Annotated in this window: 15 protein-coding genes and 1 pseudogene; 11 read left to right on the top strand and 5 right to left on the bottom strand. The window is 35.7% G+C overall.

Features of this window, described 5'->3' with window-relative positions; genetic code table 11:
- The first annotated feature begins 238 nt into the window (after nt 1-238).
- The 4 genes from BN1354_RS10225 to BN1354_RS10210 all read left to right on the top strand — a co-directional run bounded on the left by BN1354_RS10225 (nt 239) and on the right by BN1354_RS10210 (nt 6,172).
- Nucleotides 239-3,031 carry an N-6 DNA methylase gene (locus BN1354_RS10225; RefSeq protein ID WP_053827038.1) on the top strand — a complete coding sequence of 931 codons (2,793 nt, stop codon included), beginning with the start codon at nt 239-241 and terminating at the stop codon, nt 3,029-3,031.
- On the top strand, nt 3,022-4,446 hold the full coding sequence (locus BN1354_RS12095; protein ID WP_197272052.1) for a restriction endonuclease subunit S domain-containing protein: 1,425 nt from the start codon (nt 3,022-3,024) through the stop codon (nt 4,444-4,446). The genes BN1354_RS10225 and BN1354_RS12095 overlap by 10 nt, the downstream gene beginning before the upstream one ends.
- Nucleotides 4,447-4,714: 268 nt before the next feature.
- Entirely contained in the window at nt 4,715-5,242 is a 528-nt protein-coding gene (locus BN1354_RS10215; protein WP_053827037.1) for a hypothetical protein, read from the top strand.
- 642 nt (nt 5,243-5,884) lie between these two features.
- Nucleotides 5,885-6,172: a hypothetical protein gene (locus BN1354_RS10210; protein ID WP_053827036.1), complete on the top strand. Its 288-nt coding sequence runs from the start codon at nt 5,885-5,887 to the stop codon at nt 6,170-6,172.
- Between the two features lie 149 nt (nt 6,173-6,321).
- On the opposite strand, the gene BN1354_RS10205 is transcribed toward BN1354_RS10210, so the two are convergent.
- Nucleotides 6,322-6,534, bottom strand: a complete 213-nt coding sequence (locus BN1354_RS10205) for a hypothetical protein (RefSeq protein WP_053827035.1) — start codon at nt 6,532-6,534, stop codon at nt 6,322-6,324.
- Nucleotides 6,535-6,658: 124 nt separating this feature from the next.
- On the opposite strand from BN1354_RS10205, the gene BN1354_RS10200 reads away from it, so the two are divergent.
- Both BN1354_RS10200 and BN1354_RS10195 read left to right on the top strand, forming a co-directional pair.
- Nucleotides 6,659-7,093, top strand: coding sequence for a LexA family protein (locus tag BN1354_RS10200; RefSeq protein ID WP_053827034.1), 435 nt, complete (start codon nt 6,659-6,661; stop codon nt 7,091-7,093).
- A gap of 185 nt (nt 7,094-7,278) precedes the next feature.
- A complete protein-coding gene (locus BN1354_RS10195; RefSeq protein ID WP_053827033.1) occupies nt 7,279-8,532 on the top strand; it encodes a Y-family DNA polymerase in 1,254 nt (417 codons plus the stop codon).
- Between the two features lie 4 nt (nt 8,533-8,536).
- On the opposite strand, the gene BN1354_RS10190 is transcribed toward BN1354_RS10195, so the two are convergent.
- The gene (locus BN1354_RS10190) at nt 8,537-8,737 is read right to left on the bottom strand and encodes a hypothetical protein (RefSeq protein ID WP_053827032.1); all 201 of its coding nucleotides are present in this window, start codon (nt 8,735-8,737) and stop codon (nt 8,537-8,539) included.
- A 2,035-nt stretch (nt 8,738-10,772) separates the two neighbouring features.
- On the opposite strand from BN1354_RS10190, the gene BN1354_RS10180 reads away from it, so the two are divergent.
- From BN1354_RS10180 to BN1354_RS10160, 5 genes are all read left to right on the top strand, one after another.
- Nucleotides 10,773-11,300 (top strand): hypothetical protein, encoded by a 528-nt coding sequence (locus tag BN1354_RS10180; protein WP_154904854.1) that lies wholly within the window; start codon nt 10,773-10,775, stop codon nt 11,298-11,300.
- Nucleotides 11,301-11,732: 432 nt separating this feature from the next.
- Nucleotides 11,733-12,374 (top strand): DUF6266 family protein, encoded by a 642-nt coding sequence (locus BN1354_RS10175; protein WP_053827029.1) that lies wholly within the window; start codon nt 11,733-11,735, stop codon nt 12,372-12,374.
- 80 nt (nt 12,375-12,454) lie between these two features.
- Nucleotides 12,455-12,946: a hypothetical protein gene (locus tag BN1354_RS10170; protein ID WP_045090584.1), complete on the top strand. Its 492-nt coding sequence runs from the start codon at nt 12,455-12,457 to the stop codon at nt 12,944-12,946.
- A gap of 5 nt (nt 12,947-12,951) precedes the next feature.
- Nucleotides 12,952-13,542 carry a lysozyme family protein gene (locus BN1354_RS10165; protein ID WP_053827028.1) on the top strand — a complete coding sequence of 197 codons (591 nt, stop codon included), beginning with the start codon at nt 12,952-12,954 and terminating at the stop codon, nt 13,540-13,542.
- A gap of 3 nt (nt 13,543-13,545) precedes the next feature.
- A complete protein-coding gene (locus tag BN1354_RS10160; protein ID WP_053827027.1) occupies nt 13,546-14,100 on the top strand; it encodes a hypothetical protein in 555 nt (184 codons plus the stop codon).
- A 10-nt stretch (nt 14,101-14,110) separates the two neighbouring features.
- Here the strand turns inward: BN1354_RS10160 and BN1354_RS10155 are convergent, their stop codons facing one another.
- From BN1354_RS10155 to BN1354_RS10145, 3 genes and pseudogenes are all read right to left on the bottom strand, one after another.
- Nucleotides 14,111-15,541 (bottom strand): phage integrase SAM-like domain-containing protein, encoded by a 1,431-nt coding sequence (locus tag BN1354_RS10155; RefSeq protein WP_053827026.1) that lies wholly within the window; start codon nt 15,539-15,541, stop codon nt 14,111-14,113.
- 264 nt (nt 15,542-15,805) lie between these two features.
- Nucleotides 15,806-16,177: pseudogene (locus BN1354_RS10150) on the bottom strand (transposase); the annotation flags it as partial.
- The gene (locus BN1354_RS10145) at nt 16,161-16,913 is read right to left on the bottom strand and encodes an RteC domain-containing protein (protein ID WP_053827024.1); all 753 of its coding nucleotides are present in this window, start codon (nt 16,911-16,913) and stop codon (nt 16,161-16,163) included. The gene BN1354_RS10145 and the pseudogene BN1354_RS10150, both read right to left, overlap by 17 nt.
- Between the last annotated feature and the right edge of the window lie 67 nt (nt 16,914-16,980).

Raw genomic sequence — 16,980 nt, 5'->3', positions numbered from 1 at the left:
TTGTATCAAAAGTAGTTGTAACTTGAAAGGAAAGTGCTTCGAAATCGGCAACTAACCATACCGCCAAACGTTATACATCAATGTAAAAAGACAGCTGACCCTCAAAAGGCACATTTGGTTTTTGCCTACACACAGCTCAACGCTGAAAAACCAAAAGAGCCATTTTTTGCCCACGCATGGACAAACCAACGGACAAAAAAAGTAAATTTGACGACTTATAAAATTTTAGATATATAGTATGAAAGATTGGAAGCAAAATATTGAACAGAAACTGCACAAACATAAAAACAGTGTTGCTAAAATCAGCATTGACAAAGCGACTGTTCAGTATTCCGAAAAAATTAAACAGTACAGAGTTTTAAAATCTTTGACAGGTGACGAAGAAATTGTAAGAGCATTTCTAATTGACCGCTTGGTAAGCGAACTTGATTATAAACCTGAGAACATTGAAATAGAAAAAGAATATTCCGTAAAAGCAGGACACGGAAAATTAACGCCACGTATTGACATCATTGTAAAAGACGACAAAGGCAATCCGTTCTTTTTCATTGAAGCCAAAGCACCTGACAAGTTTGAGAAAGATAAAGAAGAAATTGAAGGACAACTTTTTTCATTAGCAGTCGCCGAAGAAAAAGACTATAAGACCAAAGTGAAATATTTGGTTTACTATACAGCTGACCTACAAGACGAAGGCGTTTTAGACAAAGCTATCATCATTGACTTTGAGAAATACCGAAACTACACAGATTGGGAAAATGACGGCTTTATTTCCATTGGGGTTGAACTAACCGCAGGTTACGGAGAACCTAAGAAACAGTCTTTAATCAAAGGACACGAAAAACACGATTTAAGAAAAAAAATCAATCGAGAAGAAATAGAAGGATTGGGGAGAAATCTTCATAATGTGCTTTGGGGCGGTGGCGGAACAAACGACAGTGAAATATTCTATTCGCTTGTCAATATTATACTTGCTAAAATTCAGGATGAATACGAAAAAGAAGAAGGAAAAGAATATGATTTTCAAATTTATCAGTATGGTAGCCATATTGAAGCTTCAGAAAAAGTTTACGACAGAATAAACCAACTTTACAAAAGAGCATTAAAAGAACAGCTCAATGTTTCGGAACAGCAAAAAATTGATGATGATAACATCATCAACCGAAACAAATTTCCACTTAACAAACTCATTTATACAGTTCAATCCTTAGAGAGCTTTTCATTTTTGGAAGGTCGTAGTTCATTAGACGGAAAAGACATTTTGGGTGATTTCTTTGAAAGCATTACAAGAGACGGTTTCAAACAAAACAAAGGGCAGTTTTTTACCCCTACCCCAATCGTAAACTTTTTGCTTTACGCTTTACAGCTTGACAAATTAGCAATTGACAGACTAAACAATGATAGAGAATTACCGCTAATTATTGACCCATCGGCAGGAAGCGGAACATATTTGGTTGAAGCAATGAAGCTGATAACCAAAGAAGTCAAATACAAACAAAAATACAAACTCAAAACAAGCCGACAAATCAAACAGCGTTACGAAGAACTTTTTATGCCTGATTATGCTGAGAATAAATGGGCAAGAGAATATCTATACGGTACTGAAATCAATTTTGACTTAGGCACAGCTTCCAAAGTAAATATGATTTTGCACGGTGATGGTTCAACCAACATTTTTGTAAAAGACGGCTTGTTACCTTTTCGTTTCTATGTAAAAGAAACATCACCTAACTACTTAGAAACATCCAATCCGGAAACTCTATACAACGACAAAGAAGTAAACGCAAAATTTGATGTTGCCGTAAGTAATCCACCTTTTAGCGTTGATTTAGACACGCAAACACAAAGAGAAGTGAAAAATGCTTTTGTGTTTGGCGACAAAAAGAACTCTGAAAACTTGTTTATTGAACGATATTACCAGCTTTTGAAAGAGAACGGTCGTTTGGGTGTTGTATTGCCTGAAAGCGTTTTTGACACTACCGAAAACAAATACATTCGTTTATTCCTTTTCAAGTATTTCAATGTAAAGGCAATCGTAAGTTTACCGCAGATAACTTTTGAGCCTTTTACTTCAACCAAAACGAGTCTTTTGTTTGCTCAAAAGAAAACAAAAAAACAAGTTGAGCAATGGAACGAGCTTTGGGACAAATACGGAAAAGAATGGGCAAAACTCAAGACTCGTGTTGTTCGCTATCATGATTACTTTGTAAATAAAGCCAAACTCAGCAAAAAATTTGCCTGGGTTAAAGAGCTTACAACCGACTTAAACAAACTATTAGAGAAAGAAGATAAAGAAGCCGTTGAAGTCATTAACAAAGAAGATTTAAATCACATTTCAGAGAACATTAAACGCTTTTTGAAAGACTATATCACACCCGAAGACGAAGGACTCAACCCAAAAGAACTTTTAACCAAATACAGCGAAGAAATTGACAGCCTTTCAAAATTTGAAAAGGAAACCAATGTTTTTGGCTTTTATAATGCTTGGTGGGTATTTGGCGAAGTAGCCAAAGAAATGGACTACGATATTTTTATGGCAGAAGCCGAAAATGTGGGCTACAAACGCACCAAACGGGGCGAAAACCCAATGCCAAACGACCTTTACGATATTGAGTATGCACCAAACACCATTAAAACAAAAGAAATCTTGGAAGGCTACGACCGAGATATTAAAATCTTAAAAGAGAAATTGTCTGAATTAAAAGCGGAATTGGAAGCAGTCAATAAAAAAATTGACGGCAAAGAAACCGAAGCATTGAAAAAGAAAGCTGAAAAACTTAATGCTGACATTGAAGCACAAAACACAAAAATTGAACAGACTGAAACCGAGAAAAACCAAGTAATTGAGATTTTCAAAAAATATTATGAAGACGATAAACTAAAACCAGAATTTGCAGAGAGAACCGATACAGAACTGATTAACCACTTTAAAAACGGTTTGCTTTCACGCTATAAAAGTTGTGACATTGTGCTTCGCACATCTGAATTACTAACCATATTAGACAACATTAGAAAAGAAGTAGTATGGGAGTAAATATTCAAAAAAAGAAATTTTCTGATTTTCGCTCAGAAGAAAGTTTGCGATACGATTACAAGTATATTTCATCATTTGAAACTAGCAGTAAGGATTTTTATTCTTACAGACAGTTATTTGATTTCGTTCCTTTTCAAAGTGTTGATATTGCTAGCCTTGAAAAGTTTAAGTATGCTGAAATTGGCAACGTAAATAAATTAGGTGAAGTTGAGCCAATTGAATTATCATTTGACGACAGGCAAGAAGAAAACGAAAGTTTATTTAAAAAGATTGAAAAGGGAGATATTATCAAACCCTTATCGGGTGATGTTCTGATTTCTAAAATTAGACCTTACCTAAATAAAAATGTTTTAATTGAAAACGAAGAAACGTATTTTACTAAAGCGTTTATTCATATTAGACCAAAAATCAATTCTGAACTTTTCTTTTTAGCTCTAAGAACAAAATTTATCAATCAAATAAATGCAGTATCAAGACAAGGTAAAGGTTATCCTACTTTAAGGGTAGACGATTTAAAATCTATTCGTTTCCCGAAATCAATTGTTGATGCACTTGTTAATTCACAATCAGAGCTTATTGAAAAAATAAGTCCTTTAAAACAAGATATTGCAAATCTAAAAGCAACCAAGAAGCAAACTTTAAGCATTATCAATCAAGTTTTTGGAGAATCATTTGACTTTGATTGGTCAGCGTTTGAAAACATCAAGAAAGAGAAAAGTTATACTTCAAGCATTTCAAAGTTTTCAAACAACATTGATTGCCGAATGGGTATTCGCTTTCATAACAAAGCAGGAGCTTATATTCAATCATTTTTAGAAAGCATGACAAACAAGCGAATTAAAGATTTCATCTCCGAGAATATCGTTTTGGGCAAAAGTGTTTCACCAAGCGACTATGATGAAGAAGGTGAATATTTTTATATCGCAATGTCAAATATCAAAACTTGGGAATTTGACCCCGAAGACTGCAAAAGGGTTTCTGAAAGTTATGCAGCAAGTAATCTAAACAAGACAGTGAAAAAAGGCGACATCCTTTTAGCACGTTCTGGAGAAGGAACAATCGGAAAAGTTGCCCTAATTGAAGACGAAGACATAAACGGAATTTTTGCAGACTTCACGCAAAGAATAAGACTAACAGGTTTTGACCCTTTGTGTGCCTATTACTATATGCGAAGCGACTTTTTTCAGTATCTGGTTTACACTCACAAAAAAGGACTTGGCAACAACACTAACATTTTCCCAAGTCAAATAAAAGAGTTTCCAATTCCCGATTGGGACGATACCAAACAGGCTGAAATAGTTGAAAAAATCAAAACACAACTTGACGAGCAAAAAGTAATTGACAGACAAATTGAAGAAAAACAACAGGCGATAAACAAGATAATTGAAGACGCAATAAAACAAGAACAAAACTGATATGCCAATGCACAACAGCCATACACAATGCCAAGTCGCACCAGCCGACACGCAAGCCAAAACTTGCCCAAGAGTATGCCCTTGGCCACGCTGATGAGCATGAACTAAATATACAACGAATAAACAACATTGTAAAAAGCAATAGCGGGTGAAGTGGTAAAATCAAGGTCTGTGCATTTAATAAATTTTGTGATGGCGGACAGGTAATCGCCTTGATATCAGCCACTGCTCTTATATTTAACCGATATTAGTTATTATAAATAAGGATATGCATCAATTTAGTGAATTAGTATTTAGAAGTACTTCTTTTACTTTAGGCATATTGGAAGAAGTTGAATCTAAAGTAATAGTACAACTCCGAACAAGCGGTTCAACTTTTCTTATTAAGAATCTTCAAATGATTCAACTTCAAAAGGCAATCACTGCAGTAGGAATGTTTTCGATATTTGAATCCATATTACAAGACGGTTTAGCTTGTAGGAATGGTTTTGAAGAAGCAAGAAAAATCCTAAATAATTCGGACAATTATGATCTAAAAAATCGTTTTGAAGATTTTATCTGCGCTATTAACGTTCTTAAACATGGAGAGGGGCGAAGTTATGAAACGTTGGTTGCTAAATCAAGTAAATTGTCTTTTAAAATAAAAATGCCTGGAGAAGATTATTTTAATGAAGGTGATGTTTCGGAAATTCGAACATTAATTGAAGTGAACGACGAATTCGTGTTAGCTTGTGCAAAGTTAATTGAAGAAGTTTCAGATGTGATTAGAAAAGAACGTCCTGGCTATTTCTTTTAAAACATTTTAATGTGGGAATTAAATATTTATGGGAATTGAATAACTATCCATAGCAAAATCTATATGTTAATTGCTATGCGGGTCAGTCGGGCAGATCGGTGTGTCACATTTTTTGCAGGTATGCCATTCCTAATATTAACTGCCTAATCTTTCTACTCACCTCGCTTTACCCTGTTCACTCCTTTCATTCCGTCGACCACATCGTTCATTTCTACCATCGGTTCTTAATGTAACTATCGCACCGTCTATTCACTTCTGTGTCCAACTTCATTCTCTCCATTCACACCGCACCGCTTTTTGGGATTGTTCAACTCCGCTCTATTGAAGTGTGCATTCTGGTCGCAAGCTCCCGTCATCCACACCGGATCGCTCCCGACCTGTTACAACCTGTTCTTTTGCCGTTCAATTCGTTACCAGGCTACGCCTGACAATCTCAACTCACTCACTTCATCGCTTGCTGTATGGAGTGTCAACTCCATACAGCATTGGCGTTTTTAAACTTATCGGTTTGCACAAAAAGTGCGCCACACCTTCCGGTGTGGGATTGATGTTATATTATTGTTTCTATTCACTTATCATTTGTATGATAGGTATATATCAAATATATATCATAACTTTATAAGCATTAATTAAAAATCAATCATGGAAATTTACAAAGATAATTATGAAATTAGTCGTAGTATAACTATCGAACTGGATTCTGAGTCATTTTATTTTTGTTCGTACGATTCTGGTAATGGATTCGAAGAAGAAAAAATTATTACGGTAGAAGATATCGCTTCACTTAAAAAAGCAATGAATGCTAAGTCTGACGATGAGCTATTAAACAGGATAAAAGCTAAGTTTTCGAAAGTTAATGGGGTAGAACCGTTCTTTAATTATTTGGAAAAGCGTAGTGTCGATGTATTATATCATTGTTTTACAAAATAATATAATATTTTAAACACGGAAAAACGATGACTTTAAGGTCGCTTCGCGAGCGTTTTTCCTCATCTCTTTAATACCATTGATAAAATAAACGATGAGAATTACTTGCGTAATCCTCATCGTGGCATCCATTGAGTTATGGCTTAATACAACTATTTAATGGATGTGTCGGTATGAGTTGTTTTTGAGTTATGTTTCTTTGGTTTATACTGCAGGATCATTGTTTTATACCTCTCTCTCACTTCGGGACTTCTCTTATGAGCCCTTAATGATCTCCATCTCGCTTCTATTGTGAAAAAGATAATTAATAGTAAACTTACGATTATTACAATTGCTGAAATTAGTCTAAAAGTATCTGCACTCATGGTCTTTAAGTTTGATATTTCTCAAAATTAACTATTTTATTTATACTTATCAAATCTTATTGTATGTATCTTAAATTTTCAAATCTTGGAAAAACTGATCTGAAAATAGAGTAAATTTGCTGGAATGAAAAAGCAACTAAACACCCAAAAAATAGAACTTATTCAACCTGAGAGTTCTGAGCAGAAGTACCCGTACATAGGTAATGTTCAGGCTGGCTTCCCTTCTCCTGCGGATGACTTCTTCCACGACTATATAAGTTTGGATGAACTGCTGGTAGATCATAAAGAAACTACATTCTTTGCAAGGGTATCGGGTAGTTCTATGGGTAATGATTTTAGTGATGGAGATCTTCTGATTATTGATAAAAGCTTAGAGTGGGAAGAAAATAAAATCGCTCTTTGTTTTATCGATGGTGAATTTACATTGAAGCGTATTAAAATGAAAGATGGTAAGTGCTTCCTGGTTCCTTCGAATAAGGACTTCCCATTATTAGAGGTGAACTATGAACAGGGTGTGACTATATGGGGAGTGGTAAAGTATTCTATACGTAAACATTGACACAAAAAAACGATGAAGTGGAATGCCTTCAGACTTCATCGTTAATTACTACCATATATTAAATGAAAATAAATCAATTATTTTCTAGACACCCTGATTGTGATTTTTCTATCAATTGAGAAAAACAAAATTAACCAATTATAGGCAAGAAACAAAAACAAATATAAGTATAGCCGAAAATATAGATGTACGCACTTATAGACTGTAATAACTTTTACGCTTCCTGTGAAAGAGTATTCAATCCTACTCTAATCGGAATACCAGTTGTTGTTTTAAGCAACAACGATGGTTGTGTTATTGCAAGGTCAAATGAGGCTAAAGCAATTGGCATACCTATGGGGGCACCTGCGTTCGAGTATGAGCATCTATTTCGAAGATACAAGGTTAAAGTGTTTTCGGCCAACTTCCCTCTCTATGGTGATATGAGCAGACGTGTAATGTCTCTATTATCAAATTACAGTCCTCACCAGGAGATTTATTCTATTGATGAGTGTTTCCTGAATCTGGAGGGTATTAATGTGGACCTGCAGAAGTATGGTCTTGAAATGAAAGCAAGGATTGAAAAAGGTACCGGTATACCAATAAGTATTGGAACTGCTCCTACTAAAGCCCTGGCTAAACTGGCCAACAGGATTGCAAAGAAGTTTCCAAATGAGACTGGTGGTAGTTATGTCATTGATACGGAAGAGAAGCGCATTAAAGCTCTGAAATGGCTTAAGGTTGAGGATATATGGGGCGTAGGTAGAAGAAATGCTAAGAAGCTTTATGCTATTGGTGCTTATAAAGCTATTGACTTTGTGAATCTCTCTGAAGCCTGGGTAAGAAAGAATATGACCATTACCGGGTTGAACTTGCAAAAGGATTTGAAAGGTATTCCAACTATCGAAATGGTTGAGCCTGAAAAGAAGAAATCTATTGGTACTTCTAGAACATTCGAAACTGATCTTCGTTCTTTTGACGAAGTACGTGAACGTATAACAACTTTTACTTCTATGAGTGCCGAGAAATTACGAGAACAGAATTCTTTCTGTAAACGATTAATTGTTTTCATTGGTACCAATCCTTTTAAGGAGCATGAAACGCAGTATTACCCATCTATACAGATTAAATTGGCTTTCCCGACTAACTCTACTCTTGAAATGGTGAAGTTTGCTAATGAAGGCTTAAAACAGATATTCAAAAATAACCTGTATTATAAACGGGGTGGGGTATTGCTTACTGATTTTGTTGATGCGAGTGTTTACCAGCCCTCACTTTTCTTTAATTCTGATCCAAAACACAAAAAACTGATGGAGGTAATCGATAAACTTAACGATAAGTATCATCGTGATGTTGTAAGGCTGGCTTCACAAGACGAGCGGAAGCATAAGATGAAACAGGCTCATCTCTCTCCTCACTATACTACTGATATCAATGAAATACTTACAGTTGAAGTGTAGTTGATTAATACCTAATCTTAAGCTTAGAACTTGGTGTAAGATTTATTGTAGTCGTATCATTGTCTTCTTCCCAATCAGGGTATTCAATTCCAATGTCGTTTTCCTTCTCTTCTTCGGTTGATTCTGGTTCTAATATTTCCGATGATCCACATGATGGGATAATAAATAGAATTATTGATAATAATATTGCTCTTGAGTTCTTCATATTATTACAAATTTAAACATTTAACCTTAATTGTCAATTTAAACAGGCTAATTTATAATTTATCCTTTAACCGTTGTGTCACACTTTTTGTAGATATACCATCCCGGATATTAACTGTAGTCCATCTTTTCCAACGTCGCTTTGCAGTGTTCTTTCCGCTCATTCGCTGGACACCTTGCGGTGTCCGGCGTCAATCACTCCTCTCACACCGCATCGCTATTCCCAATAGTCACCTCCGCTCCATTGCAGTGTGCATTTGGTCGCTGTCGCTCCCGTCATCCACACCGCATCGCTTCCGACCTGTTCCTACCACCGCTCTTGCCCTGTGCGTTCTGGTCGCAGGCTCCCTCCACCCACACCGCAATCGCTCCATTCCGCTCATTCCATAATCCCTTAGAGCGACGCTTCGCGTCACTTCTCCCGGGATTATTCCATTCGCTACCGTAGCATTTGCTGTGTGAATTAAACGCTTCAGTGCATTTTTGTCCGCTTCGCTTCCAAAACAGCCCTTACGCTATCACACAGCCTTGGGGTGTTTAGACCTATCGTGGTAAACAAAAAATCCGCCACAACTACCAGTGTAGGATAGTTAACAGTCTATTTGTTTAATCTATTTACAGGTATGATTGCTTTCAACATTCAAAATGTTGAAATATGATTTATCACAACCTTTTCTATATATAGTAAGCCATAATTTGTACCTGTATGTTTGTATTTATTAATTTATTGTCTTACACAATTATCAAGTTTAGTTTAGCATTTTTTCGTGCGGTTTCTATATTTACCCGGATGTTAATCAATGTAATTCAATAATTTGTAGCAAAACATTCAGGCTTTCAAGTTACTTTTCCTGGATATTGTAAAGGTGTACCAATTAAACAAAAACAGGTTATAAGGTGTTCCTCCGTCGTTCACTTAATGCAATAAAACATATGTGCAAGGGCAAGCCCTGGCGGGTGTTAGAGAAAATCTCCACCCTTCGGGTAGTATTTTCTCTAACACCCTTGCACATACCACATCCGCAGTCACTCTTGCGCTCCAGTAGGTGCTCATCGTGACGCGTCTGTTTGTTTTATTGCATGACGCTCACTCGGTCGTCACTCGTGGCTCTCTCTGCCCCCCTTGAATCCCCTTTAAGGTATTCGCTTCGCTCATACATTTTTTATAAAGGGGTGCAGACGCCACTCAGTGTTTGTGCTCGCCTGCGGGTCGCTCGGGCTGCCCGGCTTGTCACACTTTTTGTAGATACTCCATCCCTTATTTATTACCTTTCTGGTAGTTTTTTATTATTATATATTTCGTATCTCTCTGCCAATCTTGATTCTTGCCTTTTGTACCTTAGTCGCTTTCTGTGATTATTCCATTCTCTCCGTCATAATTTGGCTCATGCTTCGCTTCAAATTACTCCTTCGTTCATTTCATAGTCACAGCCTGGTAATTTAACGTCAAAGGTTTCATTCAGAGAGTCAGTCGTTCCTCCTTTCTCTCTGAATGTCCTTTTCCTCCCTGCAGGATTAAACAAAAAGTCCGCCAAGCCTGCTGATCACAGTAGTCGTCAGGCGCGCTCGTATCCTCGCGCTTCTTCCTGCCCACACCCTCGCTCCACTCGCGTCGGCTCGCGCCTCTCACTACGCAAAAGAATAAATTCTTTCGCTTCGTTCGGATAACCTGTTTTTTTCCATTGCAGTTAAACATTCTTGGGATAAATTTTTTGTGTCCGATAGTTATAGTTTTTTTATTGCAGTTTTAAATCCTTTTTGTTTAATATTCAGCACCTGTTTTGTTCGTTTGGCCGTATCAGTATTTTACGTCTCTGCGCTTCGCTTGCGAGGCTTATGTGTGTCATTGTATTGTTAAATTACTTTGTTGTTTTTCCATTCTTTTGATTTAACTTGTCTATTTCAATTATTAGTTTTGCTTCGCAAATCTAATGCACCTTAACAGGTGCTTGATTTTTTTAAGTCTGTATTCATACCCTTATTCCTTCTATTATTGTTGAGGAAATTGTAACTTTGAGGAAGTAATTACAACTATTATGTTAAATAAATCATGCCATTTCAATAAAGTCACTTTATCACGTGATATAATGATTCAACGATTTGATAAAGGTTTGTTGAGGTTTTCTTTTAATCTCTACTCTCTAAAGAATCCTTTGTGGATTCATATCGGTACTTCTTTTGATGCAGGTGATTATTTAAAGCATTTGCTCAGCACTACAGATTTGACTGTTCCTATTTATTCTTTAATGAATATGGTACTTGAAGCGGGTTTCAAATTCCCATTGGATAGAGTGATAAATATTGAGGATTCAGATTGTAGTGAATCCTTCTTTGAGTGTATTGATAGTTATCTTTGGAACCGAAAACCTGATTTTAATGAAGAGGATCTGTATTTAACTTATCAGATTACGTATGATGTTAAAGAGAGGTATGATAAATATATTAAGGAAAACCCCAGCCCAGATCTATATGATGAAATGTTCACTATTCTTACAAATTCAGACATCACTTATTATAACGTTGTAAATGGTTCTTTTTCAGAAGAAAGAATTAACAATTGCTAGTCCTGTATATGTTTTAAAAAATACATTCAAGTTACTACCTTCCGGATAAATGAAATCATAGCAAAGGTAGGTTGTCTTTTATATTACGTCAAGGTCAGGCACTTCGTGTTTTCAAGAAAATCTCCAATTATGCTGGCGCATAAATAGTATTTTCCTGAAAAACCTTGCCTAATATAACGACGCCATGGTGCTATACGCTATGATTGCAGTTTATCCTTTCCCTTTCATTGACCTTACACCTGTTAAGGCAAATTGACGCAAATCGAAGTAAAATTGAGCAAATCAAAGCAAAATTAACCGATATTTTTAGCTCTCATATTTAATCATTTTAATTGCTTGAAGGAGTTGGTACTTATCCATATAAGTCCGGACCATGGCCGTACCATGTTCGTACCAAGTCTAATTAGTTTAACATTTTAAAGATTACAAATTATGGGTACTATTAAAAAAGGTATTCTCGGAGGTTTCTCCGGAAAAGTGGGCTCCGTAGTTGGAGCAAGCTGGAAGAGTATCGACTACATCAGAAGTCTTCCGGCAAGCGTTAGAAATCCAAGGACACCGGCTCAGGTGAACCAGAGGAGTAAGTTTGCAACAGTTATTAAATTCCTTACCAAGTTCACACCAATCTTAAATATTGGTTTCAGGAACTTTGCAAATAATCAGACCGCAATCAATGCTGCGATGTCATATCATATTCATAATGCAGTTATCGGCCAGGATGGAGAATATGAGATAGATTATGAAAAGGTGATGATCTCAAGAGGTCCTCTTTACAAACCACTATTGTGTGAGGCGATGATTGATAATGGCGAGATTGCAATTGGCTGGGATCCGAAGCCTCTGGCCAACGGTTCTTCAGATGACTACGCAATAGTACTGCTTTACAACAAAACCAAAGATGAAGTAATTGTGGATGTTAATGGGGAAACCAGATCAAGAGGTTATACCGGAGTTGATTTCCATGATCACTGGCTGGGCGATGAGCTTGAAGTCTATATTGGCTTCGTTTCAGATGATGGCAAGCTGATATCTGACAGCATGTATATGGGTTGCTTTAAGTTACCTGATGCATAACCCTGTATTCTTATTTTTTTAATTAACTCTGAACCGCTCCTTTTAACCCGGGGGCGGTTCGTTTTAACTATGAAAATGTGATGAACCAGTTACTAAATATCAATTACGAGCTGATAGGAACAATCAGCACCATTTTAGGTGGTGGAGCTCTGGGAGGATTTATCTCCAGGATTGTAAACAGGAAAGAGATAAGGCGTATAAAGAAGAGCGAGGCAATACAATCCGAAGCAATGGCAAAAAGAGAGGATGCATCTGCAGCATCGGAGATGATGGGACTACTGGAGCGTACTGTTGCCCACATGGAGAAGATGAACTCTTATAATGAGACAAACTCTGAAAGCCTGCTGAAGATGGTAAGGGAGAAGGACAGCATCAACAACAAGCTAAAAAAGGATCTTGAGTTTTTGCAATTGCAGAGAACAGAGGATCACAGGCGTATTACAGGACTTGAGAAGATTGTTAAGAGAGAGCTGGAATGGCGTAAAGACAGCGATTATCACTATTGCTCAGTAGTTGATTGCGAGGTCAGGAAACCTCCATTTGGAACTTTTAAACGTGATGTGAAAAAATAATCTTTATGGATAAAGGTGTTTTTTTTAAGATAATCTCAAAAACTCTCTTTTTTGGCAGGCTTACGCCTCATCAAAAAAGAGGTGTAGAAACTAAACTAACAGCTTTTGATATTTATGATATTGTTGATGATCGATGGAGAGCTTATATGCTTGCCACTGTATTACACGAAACAGGAGGTGAAATGCAACCGGTTGAGGAAGTCGGAAAAGGTGCCGGCAGACCTTATGGAAAAAAACTTAAACATGATCGCACGGTATACACTTTCCCGGATAGGCTTTATTATGGTCGTGGTGATGTTCAACTCACATGGTACGAGAACTACGAGTTGATGGGTAAACTTTTGAATTACCCATTATTGAAATATCCTGAATTAGCACTGGAACCTGAAATTTCTGCGAGAATTATGATTGAAGGTATGACTCGCGGTATTTCTAATCGTGGCGACTTCACCGGTGTTTCTCTTGAAAACTATTTCAATAATCATAAGGAGGATCCTATTAATGCCAGGAGAATTGTTAACGGATTGGACCGGGCAAGCCTCATTGCAAAATATTACAGATTGTTTTTAAATGCAATAAGAATTTCTAAAAATTAGGAAATGGTACCGCTAAAATATAAAATACTGTTTATTGTTCCTCTGCTTTTCATTTCTTGTAAACCAAAACAAGTAATAACAGAGGAGATCTATTACAGGTCTGACAGCTCTGCAGTCCTTGTGTTGGAAGAGGTAATCACACAAAAAGAAATTCAAATCTTTTCTTTACAAAGCGAATTAAATCGCTTTGAAGAAGAAAACTTCAACCTGAAAAGTGAGATCTCAACATATGAAATTAATTATGACACGACCCAGCCAATCAATCCTGTAACTCAAAAACCTCCAATATCATCCGAGATAATTACTAGAAGCAACTCCCAGCTAGAAAAAACTCTCAATCAATATGAGGTTCTGCTCCGGGAAGCTTCAATTGAAAACACTCACTTGACCACAAAAAACATCAATCTTCAACTTATAGTAGAGGCGATGAAGGAGGAGAATAAAACGTTAAAATCTAAATCTAATCCTGGTACCCAGCTTAAATCCAAATTGTTTTTAACCGGTATAATTTCAGGAATCATGATTTGTGTAATTTCAATTATGATTATAAGGAAATAATTTACTCTTATTATCCAGTTACTCCTACTGAATTAATCGTATTGTATTTTTTCTCCGGATTAATTAATTTCAAATTAATCTCTCTTCTCTTTTTCACTGTTAAGTTAACATATCCAGCAGTGACATCTTTTTTTGTGCTATGACCTACCATCTTTTTAACAACTATCGGATTGATTAATAATTCACTTGTTAGATGAGTTATATAGCTATTCCTTGTATATGAAGTTGAAATTTCTGGATCTAATGATAATTCATTTGCTATATTCTTAAGAGAGGAGTTTATAGGTTCTAATTTCAGTCTGGTCTCTCTTTTTATTAAATTTTCATTATTTTCTGTAGGCTCAATACCATTTAAAAATGGGAAAATATACCCTTCTTGTGAATCATTGCCTTGTCTATTTATGATCTCAATCATTGGAGGTAAAATAGGAACATAAATATAAGTTGGTTCCTCTCCTTTTCTTAATGTCTTTTTTCGTTCAAAAATTATCTCATTTCTTGGTGCATCAATATTCTTATAAGTTAGTCGGCAAAGGTCTCCAAAATTAAGACCATTGCAGTAAAACATAAATACAAATATATCACGTGCTGTTGCCAGGGCTGGATTATCTGTCTTAAAATTCTCAATTTTCCAAATATCTTCTATTGGCATTGCAATCTCTTTTCTGCCTCCTGCTGGTATTTCGTACTTCCCGTTATTTACTCCAAATGGATATTTGCTACCCTCAATATATGGTTTATCCCCATCTTTATTGTTGATTATTGCCCTTAACGTTCTCATATATATTCCCATGGTTGCATAAGAAACTTCTGTTTTCTCCCAGAATTTCTCGCATTCATTTAAAAATTTAGGTGTTATCTCATCAAAGGATATTTCTTCTTCAACAGTTAGTACATTACTTCCGATAGTTATATGCTTTTGTTCAATACAGGTTTGAATGAATTGAATTTTATCAGCCTTTTTCTTTTTTAGAGAATAGTGCTTGAATCTCATCAAAGCTTTTAAGGTTGTTCTGTATATAGATGCATTTCCAACTTTATATTCGTTTTCTAACGCTGTTATCTTGTTTTGAAAAGCTTCATTTACTGTTTCTGATAAAGGCTTTTTTAAGATATTATCTAATGCCTCAAATGAAAACTCATTTATTTCAGCTAATGCGTTAATTGCGGGTTTTAATGATAGAGCTAAATAATTGTTTAGAGTTTGTTTTGTAAGTTTATGTTTTTTCAAGTCTCTATTAATGAATTCATCCCATTCTTTTATCTCAAATTCAAAACCTGAATAATAGTATTTATGTCTTCTTTCGTATGTTACTCGCCAAAAAATTGGTGCTTCAACGTCATCTTTATTTCTGTATTTTCTCGTTAAACACACCGATATATTTCTGTTCTTGTACTTGAAAGCATTTGTTTTTTTAGGTACTTTGTTTAGATTTTCCATAGTCGTAATTAATTATTTAGTAAGTATGGGAAAACAATGGGAAAACAAATGTACCTATACAACGATAAATAACCAAATATATCAAGCGTTATGTTTTATGCGTATTTTATAATATACAAATAATCAGACATGTAAAATGCAACAATAAATATCGAAAAATATTAGGTTTAGCCTTCTAAGCTGTGGGTCGTGGGTTCGAATCCCGCTCGGATCACTCTCTGAATAAGGGGGCTGTTCCAAAAGGACAGCTCCTTTTTTAATTTTTTATGCTGCTATTTTCTGATTGTTGTTATTAATTGATGAGAAACTTTTAGAGTTGATCTCTATTTTTATAAAAAACAGAATAATATCTCCTTTTTGCCCATATTTCTCCAAAAAACAGAGTATTTCTTTATCGGCTAATCCCTTCAAGTGTAGTTTTCCGAGGTTAAACGCGATAGCGAAGATTGCAAAGTCCATCAAAACCTTGTCTTTGTTAAAGTGTCTGAACCTATTGTAGTGTTTGTTGGATTTAGTTTGGCCGAACACTGACTCCGGTTCTATAGCACGCTGACTTCGATGATAAATTCCTTCTTCGCATGTCAACAGTTCCCTTGCTTTCTGTTTATGGCGGTTAAGGTTATGTATGATAGTAATCTCCAAGATTTATATTGAAAGCAGTTTCAATATATTCTGCCAATTCTTTTATATTGGTATTCCCATTATTGAAGCATTTTGCTGTATCCCAAGAATATAGTTGCTCCACTAGTTCAGTTTTCTTAGCTGTCCAAGTCATCTTAACTTTCGGAAGTTTTACTTCTTGTTGAAATGAAATAGGATAAGATTCGAGTTTAGCTAATTCTTCGTTGAGATAAATAACCAACATTTCATTCGATAATATTTTGGCTATTTTGAAGTCGAAACTTGTTGAGAATACAGGGTCTCTCTCAAAATAAAATGAATCTAAGTTAAGCTGAATATCAGGTTTTCCTCGCATAAAATAGAATCTATCCAGATGATTGCAGCCTGTTCGATAATATTTATATAAATCAAGATTCCTCTCAAAATATCCTTTAATGCGGTCTAGTTCATTATTTAGATAGTTTTTTTGAGTCTCGAAACTCCCACTTGGACGCATTACCTCTATGCTGTAGATTTTCCTGTAATAGATTAGCTTACTGAATAGTTGAGGTTTTATCTCCTTGAAAAAGGCTATCTCTTCAGATTCATCTTTGAATGTATAGCTTGATATATATGATTTTAAACTATTAAAGGCATTTTCTAAAATATTGACCGCTTGGGTCGCTTTGAAAAACACGTCATTTTCCTCTAATACAATATTTTGAAGATTTGCATTTATATCTTCTATTAGTTCCTGAGTGTAATTTTTCATGATCTTTGAGGTTAAGAGAATATATAATAAAAATACCCAATAAGGTTTTCCCCCTATTGAGTATTTA

This window comes from Lascolabacillus massiliensis (assembly GCF_001282625.1).
Classification (GTDB): Bacteria; Bacteroidota; Bacteroidia; order Bacteroidales; family Dysgonomonadaceae; genus Proteiniphilum; species Proteiniphilum massiliensis.
This window is presented reverse-complemented; position numbering and strand designations above follow the sequence as displayed.